A 12,071-nucleotide genomic window follows, 5' to 3' on the forward strand; every position below is an offset into this window, starting at 1 on the left:
TCTCACCTTACTTAAATTTTACTGCTGTGCCATATGCAGCTACTGTTTCCATATCAGCACTAATTGAATCAGAATCAAAACGCATCATTACTACTGCATCTGCACCCATATCTTCAGCGTTCTTTCGTAAACGACTGATGGCAATATCACGTGCTTCTGTTAGTAGTTCAGTGTAAGCTTTAATCTCACCACCAACAATGTTTTTGAATCCGGCACCAATATTCTTAACGACATTCTTTGATTGAGTTGTTAATCCAAACACCTCACCGATAATTTCATATTCCCTTCCAGGAATACTTTCAGTCGTGGTTACTAATATCTCACCCTTATCCATGTATTCACCTCACAAATATGTTTTATCACTCCTATAATAAAGATAACACAATAAAAGTCATATATAACTAAAAAATGTGCATATTTCGGCTTGACATTATATTCGATTTTGTTTAGTATTTTTAATGTTAATGGGCAATCGCCAAACGGTAAGGCAGCGGACTCTGAATCCGCAATTTGTAGGTTCGAACCCTACTTGCCCAATCATTGAATTTCATTAAGTTTTGATAGGTTTTAAACCCCTTGATAAATCAGTATTTATCAAAAAAATCTTTCGATAAGTTTCGTTGAGTTTTGATTTAACCGGACCACCACTCGGACCACTTTAAAAAAAATGCTGTGAAGGCAATGTTAATCGTTAGTCTTAATTGACTGGCGATTTTTTTTGTACAAAAAATATTTTATTATTCTTAAAATAACTTGAATATACACTCATATTAGTGCATTCCATTATATATATAGAGGAAGTGATATAGGTGACACGAATAGAATTATGGCAACAAAAAAGAACTTTAACAATCGAACTGTCGGTAAACATTTTCGGATTGATAAAGTTCTCCATCAAGGTAACAAAGGAAATCCCTTAGGGGCTTACCCTTTGTGCACTTAAATTATAACATTTAAGGAGATTTACATCATGAAAAAAATATATCAGGGTAAAAACACAACTATGATATTCGAAATCAATAAGCCTACAAAACGGTATCAATGGCTAGTGATTGCATTAGCAATAGTCGGAATAATTTACTTAATAGTGAGGTAACAACATGACAGAAAAGCTGACTGAGGCACGTATAAAGGCTAATAAAAAATGGGACAAAGAAAACAAAGAACGTAAACAATATTTAAACACTCGATCAGTTGCAAGAAATTTCATTAAGAACCGTGCAACAAAGGAAGATCTGTAAGAGCTCAAAACCTTAATAGATAAACGTGAAGAATCATTAAACTAAGTAGATTAAAATCCCCTGTCTAAATTAGATAGAGGATTTTTATTTATATAAAAGACATTCCACGTTCGCCAATTTTAATTACAATTGCTATTACATACGTCATGACGTGTATAGTCAAGTACTTCTTAAATATTATTTGTAGCTAGTAACTAAACCCATATTTAGTAATTCAAGGATACCTTCTTGCCCAATAGATAGAGTAATTCGAACATCGATAGGTTTCAAAACTATTGATAAATTAACGTTTTTTTGTACAGAAAACATTTTATTATTCTCTTATAAAGAAGATATTAGTTGCTTCCATTTATATAATAGATTTACAATAATAGAACGTAGGCTTTAAATACTAGAGTAATCATGAAATTAGGGGAAAATAATTATGGGAATATGGGATTCGATTAAGCGGGGAGCTTCAAATATGAGTAGACTTTCTGAGTTAGAATCGAAATTAAGAAATAACCAAAATCTTACCAATTCAGAACTAGCTGAATTTGAACAACTTTCTAAATCAACACTAAATGAAATATTCGAAAAGAAACCTGGTAAATTTTTCAAAGGAACAAGTAACTATGGTCAAATATCTATTGATGAAAACAAACAATTATTTAAACTAAATACTAAAGTTTATCATTTTGAAAATTTGAATACTTACGAATTGTTAGAAAATGAATCATCGATTTCATCTGGTGGATTAGGAATTGGTCGTGCAATTGTCGGTGGTGCTTTGGTTGGATCAGTTGGAGCTGTTATAGGTGGTACAACTAAACGACGCAAAAATACAAATATAGTTGAAAGCTTGAAAATTTTTATTAGTTTTAAAGGTATACGGGAAATCTCTACAACGCTTCCGTTTATAACTAAAAAGCAAAAAAAAGATAAGAAATACGAAAAACAGCTTGTGTCCGCAAAAGAAACTTTGGCTGGTCTGGACTACATTTCAAACTTTATGAACAATCAAATTCAATCTAATCAACAAGTCAACACCACTCAATCCAATAGCGCAGATGAAATAAGACAATATATGGAACTATTAAATGACGGAATCATTACTCCTCAGGAATTCGAATATAAGAAAAATGAAATTCTAAACAGACGAATCTAATAATAAATTCATATCAATCACCAATTCTAAATATAAAAATCCAAATAAATTGTTCCAAAATTTTTTTGAACATCAAACGGTTATCCTGCCATATTTGTTTTTCATTTGTGGCACAAAAATATCACGGTCCAGTCACTGATCGACTTTAAAAGCTGAATATATGTTATATGGGGGAAATATTATGGCAACAAGAAAACATGGTAAAGCAAAAAAACCAATTTACAAACGTGTATGGTTTTGGATCATAATAGTACTTGTTATAGCGATATTTATTCCTGGGGGCGGTAGTGATTATGAAAAAACTGCAAAAACAGACAATACGAAAACAACTGCAGTAAAAAAATCTGACTCTGACAATAAATCCACATCAAGTAAACCTGTCAGCAAACCTGTGGCAAAAAAATCAGATAATGAATCGACGTCATCCCAAGAAAGTAATGTACCTGCAGACTACGCATCAGCCCTAAATAGTGCCAAAACATACTCGAGTTCTATGAATATGTCAAAACAAGGTATTTATAATCAATTAACTTCAGATGCAGGTGAGCAATTCTCAGCTGAGGCAGGTCAATATGCAATTGATAATCTAAGCGCTGATTACAATGAAAATGCTTTGAAAACGGCCAAAACGTATTCCAGTGACATGAATATGTCAAAACAAGGTATCTATGAGCAATTGACTTCAACAAATGGAGAACAATTCACGGCTGAGGAAGCTCAATATGCCGTTGATAATCTGAAAGCCGACTATAACGAAAATGCCTTAAAGAGTGCTAAGAGCTACCAAGATGATATGGACATGTCACCTGATGCTATCAAGGATCAACTAAGTTCTAGCTCAGGAGAACAATTCACACCAGAAGAAGCAGATTATGCGATTCAACATTTGAATGACTAAATTTAAAAGCAATCTTACTCTGAATAAAGTAAGATTGCTTTTTTGATATTCATATGAATAAACTACTATTTCGAATCATTTTTCTTATTAACTTTCTTAGCCACTTTATCAATAACGTCCTCGCCTTTTTCTTTAGCTTGGGCGACCTTTTCTTGGATTTTACCTTTTAATTCCTTTTTGTCGTCATTGGTAACCTTACCAACAGCTTGATTCGTTTTACCTTTGATCATATCTTCTTTACTATCTATACTCATAAGTGAAACTCCTCTCGTATTACAATTGAATTTTCACGATCTCTTACCCATTACAAATGACACTAGTAAGACTAAGATGATAGCTCCAATCAATGAAGGAATAATTGCCATACCAGCAAGTTGTGGACCACATGATCCTAAAACACCCTCGCCAATAAATGATCCAACAATACCGGCGAAAATATTAGCAATCCATCCCATGGATTGTCCTCTATTAGTTATAGCACCTGCCACTGTTCCAATGATTGCTCCCACGATTAAAACCCATAACCAATGCATATAATCACTCCTATCATTTATTTGATAATTCAATTTTATAATATTGGGATTTTTTAGACAATTTATTTGATAAGCGTAATCAACTTATTAATTGGATAATTATCATCCATTATATTTTGATTTTTAAATACATTCATTGTTAATATCTCCTAATAATAATACAATTAATTGGACAGATAATTAATCATACATTTAAGGGTGACTATTATGAAAAAAATATTCAAATGGATAATAGGAATTCTAATAATTCTTATCATTATAATTGGGGCAACTTTTGCAGTTGTCAAACATATGGAATATCAACCAACTAGCGCTGCTTTGAAGGCTTCTGAGACCACAACAAGTGTTTCCAATACTATAAAATTTCAAGGTGATGACACCAAACCAGTGGTTATCTTTTACCCCGGAGCATTAGTAGATCCCCTTAGTTATAGTATTTGGGCAAATAAACTAGCGAGAGCTGGTTACACTGTATATATTGTCAGATTTCCATTGGATCTTGCAGTGATAAATGCCAATGCTGCAAAAGAAGTCCAAAATGGTGGACCATACATAATATGTGGACATTCATTGGGTGGAACAATGGCCGCCCGCTATGCACATAAAAATACTAAGGAACTAAAGGGAGTATTTTTGCTTGGCAGTTATCCAGAAAAAAAGGGAAACTTACGAAATGTGAAAGAACCAGTGATTTCTATAACTGCTAGTAGAGATGGTGTCCTTAATCAGAAAGCATACAAGAAATCAAAAAAATACCTTCCAAAGAATACTGACTTTGTTACGATAAATGGTGGTAATCATGCTGGATTTGGTAGCTACGGTAAACAATCTGGTGATAATTCAGCCAAGATAAGTAATTCTGATCAACAAAAAATAGTAGCCGATTTACTACTTCGTTGGCTAGATAAGATCAAGTGAACTACTCGTCACTAAAGTAACGAGCTTCTAGGAACATTCTAACTTACATATTAGTTTTTCAACTAATATGCAGTGGCCAAAACTAATTTACTAAGGTCTGTTCCAGACCTAATTTCTTTATATTTTTAGACGCATTTATGTCTCTATCCAAATTCGTATGACAGTTAGGACAAGTCCATTCACGAACATCCAGAGTATGTTTACCGTCATCATATGCACAATTAGAACATCTTTGACTGGTTTTATAAGGATTAACAACGACTAATTCTTTACCATACCAAGAACATTTATATTCCAGCATTGATCTAAGTTCACGCCAAGATTGATTAGCTATAGCTCTTGCAAGCTTATGATTTTTAATCAAATTACTAGTTTTTAAATCTTCTATGACAATTACGTCATAATCTTTGACTAATTGTGTAGTTAATTTATGCAAGTAATCAATTCTTTGATTAGCTATTTTTTCATTGTACTTGGCGACCATGATCTTTGCTTTCATATAATTTGAATATTGTTCTAATGGTTTAGGGTCTATTAGTCCAAATTTCTTTTCATATTGAATATGTTGGATAGCTCCTAACCATCTTCTTGTGAGTCTTTTTTCCCAATAATGTTTCTTACCAGCAAGTAATTTATCAAATCTGATAGTAGGATACTTTTTCCCATCAGACGTTATTGCAAGATCAGCCACGCCAAGGTCGATACCCACTGTGCACTTCGTTTTCTCGAATGTTTGGTTTTCACATTCAACAAGTAACACTGCATAGTATTTTCCAGTAAATGATTTCCGTATAGTCACTGATTTGATTATTTTAGGCACATGCTTGCCAGATTTGAATTTCATTGCCCCTAATTTTGGTAACTGAATATAAGTCTTATCAATCATCTTAATATTTTTATTAACACATTTTGATTGATAACTTTGCTTCGGATATTTTTTACTTTTAAATTTTGGAAAATTATGAGATTTCTTAAAGAATCGTTTGTACGCTTCTACCAAATCATGATCAGTTGACTGCAAACTAGTACTTTCAGCCCTTCTCAACCAGGGATATTCAATTTTCAATTGTCTGAGTAAATTATTCAAATCAAATGCATTCAAGAATTTTGAGTCTTTGTTATTCTCATAACGCTTGATCAACATATCTAACATTTGGTTCCAGATGAAGCGATTAGCACCAAAGTTGAAATCAATCATTTCTTGTTGATAAGTATCAGGATATATTCTAAGTTTTAAACCCTTTAGTACCAAGTGATTGGCTCCTTTCTTTAGTAGTATATTAACAAGCAATATTATACAGTAACAATAAAATATCAAGAAACAAAACGGCTGGCTAAACGTTGATTCATCTCGGCAATTAATTACCGAGTTTTCTCAACTGCCAGCTTTAAATAAAAAAACTGTCGAAAAATTCGACAGTTTTTTTATTTTGCGAGTGACACCTTACCAAAAACATGATTAGTTTCATAATAATCCTGAGCATCCCTCACACCATCAGCTGTTAGTGGAAAACTCTTTTGAATATTCAACTTTATCTTTCCTTCAGAAACAAGCCCAATGACCTTACCCAAAGGATTATCAAACTTACCTCCCAAATACATTGCTGAGACATTAAATCTCTTAGCTAACTCTTCATTAGGTTCTTCAACCAATGAAACCAAACGTCCGCCTGATTTTAAAACTTCAAAACTGTCTTTATAAGTATCATGGCCTACAGTATCAATAACAGCATCCATATCGGATAGCACCTTGTTAAATTTGTCATTGTGGTAATCCAAGACTTCACTAGCTCCTAAATTTTTCAAATCCTCAAAATTTCTTTTACTGGCAGTAGTATAAACGGTTGCCCCAGCATTTTTGGCTAATTGAATTGCCATAGAACCAACTCCACCAGCACCTCCATGAATCAATATCTTTTCGCCAGAAACTAATTTACCAAGATCGAATAAAGCATTATAGGCTGGTGTAGCAATCATTGGTAATATTCCCGCATATTTAACATCAACATCCTTTGGAACTTTAACGGCCTTACTCTGTCCAAGAATCGCGTAATCACTATACGCTCCAAACCCTTTGACTCCGACCATTCCACATACAATATCTCCAATTTCAAATTTATTAACTTCATTTCCCTTATCAACGACCTCACCCGCAACATCAGTCCCTGTAATTGCAGGCATACTCAAGGAGAAATCATCTTTAAAATTTCCCTTTCTGACCCCTATATCAAATGGTGTTACTGAACTACTTGAAACTTTAATCAATAACTGCTTTGGTTTTAATTCAGGAATATCAACTATCTTTTCACTAAATTCTCCACTATCACCATATTTATCAATCACAATCGCATTTGTTTGCATATAGAGTTCCTCCAACTTATTTGAATATTCTTACTTATAACGATAACGAATTTAGGAACTTTTGTCTAAAAATCAGGAATTGGAATAATTAAGAAATAAAAAATTTTTTTCTAGTCAAAACTGTAGCTGAAACGCAATCCAAAACACAATTTCTTCCGCTTAATCTAAAATAGGCTGACATTTGCTTACGCAAATATCAGCCTCTTCTAGGTTAATGCTCGGAAATTAAACGTGTTTTGGATTGCTCTGATATTACAATGATTTTTCCATATTATGCCAAGTCTCATTACCATGCTTGGACTCAGAAATACCCTTATCAATGTAACCATTTTTTTCGTAAAATGGTATTCTATCAGCCAAACAAGTCAATGAGATAGTTTCTCGATGTGCCTTTTGAGCATTTTCTTCAAATTTCTTCAATAACTCACTGCCGATACCTTGACCACGGAAATCTGGATCAATCGCAATTGAAAATACCAATTGATGTCCACCAAGCATCAAGTTTCTAGGTGATTTCTTAAACATCTTATCTGTGATATATCTATCTTTTACTGCTGGTCCTACAATGAATCCGACAATCTTATCATCATCATTTTGTGCCAGTAAGAAAGTATCAGTTAATTTTGATATTCTATCATCATAAACAGACTCACTGCCAGCTTCATCAACATTGAAACTAGCATGTTCAATCTTCATTATATCTTCTAAATCTTCTATTTTAGCAAATCTATATTTCATTATCTAATATTGCCTCCTACCTAATTCTACAACTATTCTGACTTTATTAAAAAAAACTACTGAAAAATATCAGTAGTTTTTTAGTTTATACATATTTGCGATACTTAATTTTTCGTAACCAATTTTGTTGAGCAGAAAAATTATAAAACTTGTTTTGACACTTAAAGTATTCACCATCGTTATTCAAATAGTATGAATTGGTTGTATCTTTACAATACATCTCGATGAGCTTATTTATTTTCCTCTTAGGTTTAGATTCAACGATTGGAACTGCAAGTTCAACACGTCTATCTAGATTCCTAGTCATAGTATCAGCTGAAGAAATCCAAACCTCATTAGTTCCATCACTATAATTGAATTTATAAATACGGCTATGTTCAAGTAATTCACCAACGATACTCTTGACTACTATATTTTCTTTTTGACCACAAATACCCAATCTTAATGAACAAGGACCTCTCACAATAATGCTAAATGGTAGCCCTAATCTGGCTGCTCGATAGATACCATTAATAATATCAATATCAGTCAGACCATTAACTTTCATAAATACTGAGCCTTTACCGTTTCGCAAATAATCCTGTGTAGCTTTCTTTATTTTATTCAAGATCATACGTTTTAAATTGTCTGGTGAAGCCGTCATTAATTCATATCCGTTAGAAATTTCCCCAGAAAGTCCATCGAAGAATTTAACAGCATCCCCAACGTATCGTTTATTACTAGTGTAGAAACTGATATCTGAAAAGACTTTGGATGTTATGGCGTTATAATTACCAGTTCCAATTTGGACATATCCTCTATCGTTTTGTAAAACTAGACAAATTTTGGCATGTACCTTATTAACTTTGTCACCATATAACACCCTGCACCCGGAATCCTTTAACTCCTTTGCAACCTCTAAGTTGTGCGCTTCATCAAACCTAGCTCTTAATTCAACAACTACTTTAACTGAAATTCCCTTACTGGCAGCTCTTTGTAATAGCTTAACTACTTGTGAGTTCTTCTCAGTACGATAAATCGTCATTTGAATATTGGTTGTTTTGGGATCATCCACTGCAGTATTTAAGAAGTTTAGAAATATTTCAAATGAGTCATATGGATACTGAACCAAAAGTGACTTATTATCCAAATGTCTCAAAATATTCTTTGACTTTTTCCAAGTCAAACCTTCAAAAGCTGGAAATACCAACTTTTGATTATTTTTGTACTTCTTAAATAATTTGTCCAAAACTTTTAAATTAACTGGCCCCGGAATAGCGTAAATACTCTTCTTACTAATACCAAATAATCCAGATAAGAAGCTACGTCCCTTATGTTCTGGACTATAAAACTCAACTCTAGTTATCTTACCAGGTCCACGATCATTGATATAATTTGTCATTTCAGACAAATACTTTTCATCACTTAATCCTTTATCCAAGAAATCATATTTCTTATTTTTGTCATAAGTCACACGATATACAAATTGCTTGGTTATCTTAAATTTTTGGATGATTTCTTCTAGATTATTAAAAATCAAATCTTCCAACAAAATATATTTATCAGGCACACCAGTATCAACTAATCTATCTAAATCTTCAGGTACCTGAATTGTATAATTCTTATCATCAGACACTAACAAAAAGTTCAAATCAGCTTTTGTTTTATTTTCAGGCGAGAATTCTTCTACCTTAATTTCATTTGAAATGACCTTATCATAATAATCATCAACTTGAGCTTTTTCCATAGAACTCAATTTGTAATATCTAGTTACTTCAAAAATGTTTTTTTCTTTTAATTCTTCAAGTACCAGCCCTAACGCTTGATACTCTTTGGTAATATTTCTAGAATTGAACTCATAAATCTGAGCTAATAATTCCGTTCCATTGAGGCCGGTACGTTTATCAACTCTATTTTTAGAGATCATAGTTTGAACATTATGTAATCTCACCCCAAAAAATTCATCCAAGTTATTAGAAGCAATTGAAAGAAATCTCAGCTTCTCCAACAAGGGAATTTTTTTATTAAAAGCCTGATCAATTACCCGATTATCGAATAATATCCAGCTCAAATCCCTATTATAATATTTATCCTTCATTCGCCACATCCTCTTTAAAAGAATCGTAATCGAACATTACTTGTTTCGTGTAACTATTGACAAAGTTCATTAATGAATTATCTAAATCTTTAAATTCCTCTCCAAATCCGATAATCAGTGGGTAGTTTGGGGAATGTGAATGTGCTCTGGCCAAAAGAATACAACAAACTGTAACGTAATCTTCAAATGATTCAAAGTCTAATTTATCTAAATTTATTGAAGTTTTCATATCCTTAAATTGACGCATATAAAAGCTATATTTCTTGGTATCAAAAGCACCCAAGAATGGATCAGATGCACTTTGCAATATTAATTGGCTATCAACAATATTTTGACCCTGACTGTTGTTTTTGTCAGTATACAATTCGTCATTGTTATAAATTGGAAGAGCTTGCTTTGCTTGAAGAACCAAATAATTTTTATCGAGATCTCTTAATAAGATCAAATAACAAAGTGTTCCAACACTACCTACACCAACGCTATGTCTAACTACATCTATAACGTTGAAATCTTCAAGAAATAACCTGACATCACTACGCTGTTTTTTCTTGTATTTACTATAGCCATCAATAAGTGCTTTAAAATCTTCTTTACTAATATGTTGTGTTACCGGCTTATTCTCAACAAATTTTCGTTCACCGAGTTCATTTACAGTCGTGTATTTTTCAATAACTAATTTTGAATTACTTTTTTGTGCTTTTTTAATACTTTTTGTAATCAGTTTCTCAAATGATTGTTGGAAATATTCCTCATTATCTTTTAAATCACCGAATATTTCAGTGATATTTTGTAAAGTATTAGGTAAAATAAAACGTTTCATTTCAGATATCTTAGTCATATGTTTCAAAGTATCAAAATAAGTATGAACCGTCTTCAATAAGAATTCCTGAATGTCAGTTTCTTCAAAAGAATGAGATCTAGCAACTAATAACGCACTTATCAAGAATCTTTTTAAGTCATATTCCCAATAACTCAAATGTGCCTCATCAAAATCATTCATGTCAAAAAGTAATTGTCCTTCTGATGAACCGTAGAAACCAAAGTTTCCCAGATGTGCATCCCCACCTATCAAAACCTTGATTCCACTATCAGGTCGGTTTGATAGATCATAATGCATAACATCAGCTGTTCCACGGAAATATGCAAACAGTGACTTCGACATTCGTTCACGTTTTACCTCAATTAATTCTGGAACTAATAACTTATTTTTGATATTTAAAATCTTATGAATATTTCTTTTCTCTGGTACAAATTGATCAAAATCTTCAGGAACCATGGTCGCAAAGTAACGGCCTTTAATAATTAATTGTTCCGTACTCTTAAAAGCGTCGGTATCCTGGAAAGTATATGGTGTAGGATTTGTCATCGTTTCATCTCCTTAAAGTAATTATACAATAGTGCGACTAAATAATTAGTGACAATTGTACGTTTAGTTCAGGGATTATATGAAATTGAACTTAAATTAATCTTTATTCCTTGCTTGATCCTAATTAAATTACGTAATGTATGTTTAATTCGCTCTAAAGTTAATTGATTGTCAAAATATACGAACGTACGTTTAGAAAAAACTAAAAATAAGTTATAATTGGAACACATACTAAATATACTAAGGAGAATCAACTAATGGACATTTCACTATTAAAACAAGTACTTACAACTACCAATAAAATTGCACTAAGTACGTCGATCGATAACCAGGCGAATGTTAAAATCGTTAACTTTGTTTGGTTTGATAACACTCCAGACACATTATATTTCTCATCTGTTCGTGGTACCAATGGTGTTGCTGACTACGACAAAAGCCCAAGTGTTGCCATTATTACTATTCCTAACAGTGATACAATTGGTAATCCCTACATTAGAACACAAAATGTCACTTTACAGCATTCAGACAAAGTAATGAAAGACCTGTTACCACGTTATTTGGAAACAGTTCCCAATTATCAAAAGGTGTGGGAATTAATTGGTCCTAAACTACAAGTATTTGAATTGAAACTGCGAGATGTCTATGTTGACGCTGGTTTAGATAAAGAAAAAGTTATTTTGAAATTTAAAAATTAAAACATGTGCCAAAACACAATTCAATATAATTCAAGAGGTGTCTTGATATAACTTGTTTTCTTACGAAAACGTGTGCCAAAACACAATTTTCTCGATA

The 12,071-nt window shown here is 32.5% G+C and carries 14 protein-coding genes and 1 tRNA gene; 6 read left to right on the top strand and 9 right to left on the bottom strand.

The genetic code is table 11. The features are described 5' to 3' along the window. Positions 1 to 7 precede the first annotated feature (7 nt). Positions 8 to 334: a heavy metal-binding domain-containing protein gene (locus BTM29_RS11600; RefSeq protein ID WP_076618047.1), complete on the bottom strand. Its 327-nt coding sequence runs from the start codon at positions 332 to 334 to the stop codon at positions 8 to 10. Between the two features lie 131 nt (positions 335 to 465). On the opposite strand from BTM29_RS11600, the gene BTM29_RS11605 reads away from it, so the two are divergent. Both BTM29_RS11605 and BTM29_RS12900 read left to right on the top strand, forming a co-directional pair. Beyond that, positions 466 to 537: transfer RNA gene (locus BTM29_RS11605), tRNA-Gln, on the top strand. 563 nt (positions 538 to 1,100) lie between these two features. Next, a complete protein-coding gene (locus BTM29_RS12900) occupies positions 1,101 to 1,241 on the top strand; it encodes a hypothetical protein (RefSeq protein ID WP_164510787.1) in 141 nt (46 codons plus the stop codon). Positions 1,242 to 1,418: 177 nt separating this feature from the next. On the opposite strand, the gene BTM29_RS13110 is transcribed toward BTM29_RS12900, so the two are convergent. After that, positions 1,419 to 1,550 carry a hypothetical protein gene (locus BTM29_RS13110; RefSeq protein WP_257787692.1) on the bottom strand — a complete coding sequence of 44 codons (132 nt, stop codon included), beginning with the start codon at positions 1,548 to 1,550 and terminating at the stop codon, positions 1,419 to 1,421. Positions 1,551 to 1,665: 115 nt separating this feature from the next. Between BTM29_RS13110 and BTM29_RS11610 the strand changes: the two genes are divergently transcribed. Both BTM29_RS11610 and BTM29_RS11615 read left to right on the top strand, forming a co-directional pair. Continuing rightward, on the top strand, positions 1,666 to 2,388 hold the full coding sequence (locus tag BTM29_RS11610; RefSeq protein WP_076618051.1) for an SHOCT domain-containing protein: 723 nt from the start codon (positions 1,666 to 1,668) through the stop codon (positions 2,386 to 2,388). Positions 2,389 to 2,569: 181 nt separating this feature from the next. Next, entirely contained in the window at positions 2,570 to 3,286 is a 717-nt protein-coding gene (locus tag BTM29_RS11615; protein WP_076618054.1) for an Ltp family lipoprotein, read from the top strand. Positions 3,287 to 3,351: 65 nt separating this feature from the next. Here BTM29_RS11615 and BTM29_RS11620 read toward each other — a convergent pair whose 3' ends face one another. Together BTM29_RS11620 and BTM29_RS11625 are read right to left on the bottom strand one after the other, a co-directional pair. Then, positions 3,352 to 3,540: a CsbD family protein gene (locus BTM29_RS11620; RefSeq protein WP_076618057.1), complete on the bottom strand. Its 189-nt coding sequence runs from the start codon at positions 3,538 to 3,540 to the stop codon at positions 3,352 to 3,354. Between the two features lie 33 nt (positions 3,541 to 3,573). Beyond that, complete coding sequence (locus BTM29_RS11625) at positions 3,574 to 3,819, bottom strand: GlsB/YeaQ/YmgE family stress response membrane protein (RefSeq protein ID WP_076618060.1); 246 nt, start codon at positions 3,817 to 3,819, stop codon at positions 3,574 to 3,576. 207 nt (positions 3,820 to 4,026) lie between these two features. On the opposite strand from BTM29_RS11625, the gene BTM29_RS11630 reads away from it, so the two are divergent. Next, the gene (locus BTM29_RS11630) at positions 4,027 to 4,737 is read left to right on the top strand and encodes an alpha/beta hydrolase (protein ID WP_076618065.1); all 711 of its coding nucleotides are present in this window, start codon (positions 4,027 to 4,029) and stop codon (positions 4,735 to 4,737) included. 82 nt (positions 4,738 to 4,819) lie between these two features. On the opposite strand, the gene BTM29_RS11635 is transcribed toward BTM29_RS11630, so the two are convergent. The 5 genes from BTM29_RS11635 to BTM29_RS11655 all read right to left on the bottom strand — a co-directional run bounded on the left by BTM29_RS11635 (position 4,820) and on the right by BTM29_RS11655 (position 11,279). Further along, a complete protein-coding gene (locus tag BTM29_RS11635; protein WP_076618068.1) occupies positions 4,820 to 5,989 on the bottom strand; it encodes an RNA-guided endonuclease TnpB family protein in 1,170 nt (389 codons plus the stop codon). A gap of 173 nt (positions 5,990 to 6,162) precedes the next feature. Continuing rightward, positions 6,163 to 7,098, bottom strand: coding sequence for an NADP-dependent oxidoreductase (locus BTM29_RS11640; RefSeq protein ID WP_076618073.1), 936 nt, complete (start codon positions 7,096 to 7,098; stop codon positions 6,163 to 6,165). Positions 7,099 to 7,350: 252 nt separating this feature from the next. Further along, positions 7,351 to 7,836: a GNAT family N-acetyltransferase gene (locus BTM29_RS11645; protein ID WP_076618078.1), complete on the bottom strand. Its 486-nt coding sequence runs from the start codon at positions 7,834 to 7,836 to the stop codon at positions 7,351 to 7,353. 85 nt (positions 7,837 to 7,921) lie between these two features. Continuing rightward, positions 7,922 to 9,913, bottom strand: coding sequence for a polyphosphate kinase 1 (gene ppk1, locus BTM29_RS11650; RefSeq protein ID WP_076618082.1), 1,992 nt, complete (start codon positions 9,911 to 9,913; stop codon positions 7,922 to 7,924). Beyond that, a complete protein-coding gene (locus BTM29_RS11655) occupies positions 9,903 to 11,279 on the bottom strand; it encodes a DUF2252 domain-containing protein (protein ID WP_076618086.1) in 1,377 nt (458 codons plus the stop codon). The genes ppk1 and BTM29_RS11655 overlap by 11 nt, the downstream gene beginning before the upstream one ends. Positions 11,280 to 11,536: 257 nt before the next feature. Here BTM29_RS11655 and BTM29_RS11660 point away from each other — a divergent pair, with 257 nt between their 5' ends. Beyond that, the gene (locus BTM29_RS11660) at positions 11,537 to 11,974 is read left to right on the top strand and encodes a pyridoxamine 5'-phosphate oxidase (RefSeq protein ID WP_076618090.1); all 438 of its coding nucleotides are present in this window, start codon (positions 11,537 to 11,539) and stop codon (positions 11,972 to 11,974) included. The last annotated feature ends 97 nt before the right edge of the window (positions 11,975 to 12,071 follow it).

The organism is Companilactobacillus allii (assembly GCF_001971585.1).
Lineage (GTDB): Bacteria > Bacillota > Bacilli > Lactobacillales > Lactobacillaceae > Companilactobacillus > Companilactobacillus allii.

What these genes read in the sequence shown, in the direction of transcription:
- BTM29_RS11600 (WP_076618047.1), bottom strand. Translation starts at nt 334, where the DNA reads ATGGATAAGGGTGAGATATTAGTAACCACGACTGAAAGTATTCCTGGA.
- BTM29_RS12900 (WP_164510787.1), top strand. Translation starts at nt 1,101, where the DNA reads ATGACAGAAAAGCTGACTGAGGCACGTATAAAGGCTAATAAAAAATGG.
- BTM29_RS13110 (WP_257787692.1), bottom strand. Translation starts at nt 1,550, where the DNA reads ATGTTTTCTGTACAAAAAAACGTTAATTTATCAATAGTTTTGAAACCT.
- BTM29_RS11610 (WP_076618051.1), top strand. Translation starts at nt 1,666, where the DNA reads ATGGGAATATGGGATTCGATTAAGCGGGGAGCTTCAAATATGAGTAGA.
- BTM29_RS11615 (WP_076618054.1), top strand. Translation starts at nt 2,570, where the DNA reads ATGGCAACAAGAAAACATGGTAAAGCAAAAAAACCAATTTACAAACGT.
- BTM29_RS11620 (WP_076618057.1), bottom strand. Translation starts at nt 3,540, where the DNA reads ATGAGTATAGATAGTAAAGAAGATATGATCAAAGGTAAAACGAATCAA.
- BTM29_RS11625 (WP_076618060.1), bottom strand. Translation starts at nt 3,819, where the DNA reads ATGCATTGGTTATGGGTTTTAATCGTGGGAGCAATCATTGGAACAGTG.
- BTM29_RS11630 (WP_076618065.1), top strand. Translation starts at nt 4,027, where the DNA reads ATGAAAAAAATATTCAAATGGATAATAGGAATTCTAATAATTCTTATC.
- BTM29_RS11640 (WP_076618073.1), bottom strand. Translation starts at nt 7,098, where the DNA reads ATGCAAACAAATGCGATTGTGATTGATAAATATGGTGATAGTGGAGAA.
- BTM29_RS11645 (WP_076618078.1), bottom strand. Translation starts at nt 7,836, where the DNA reads ATGAAATATAGATTTGCTAAAATAGAAGATTTAGAAGATATAATGAAG.
- ppk1 (WP_076618082.1), bottom strand. Translation starts at nt 9,913, where the DNA reads ATGAAGGATAAATATTATAATAGGGATTTGAGCTGGATATTATTCGAT.
- BTM29_RS11655 (WP_076618086.1), bottom strand. Translation starts at nt 11,279, where the DNA reads ATGACAAATCCTACACCATATACTTTCCAGGATACCGACGCTTTTAAG.
- BTM29_RS11660 (WP_076618090.1), top strand. Translation starts at nt 11,537, where the DNA reads ATGGACATTTCACTATTAAAACAAGTACTTACAACTACCAATAAAATT.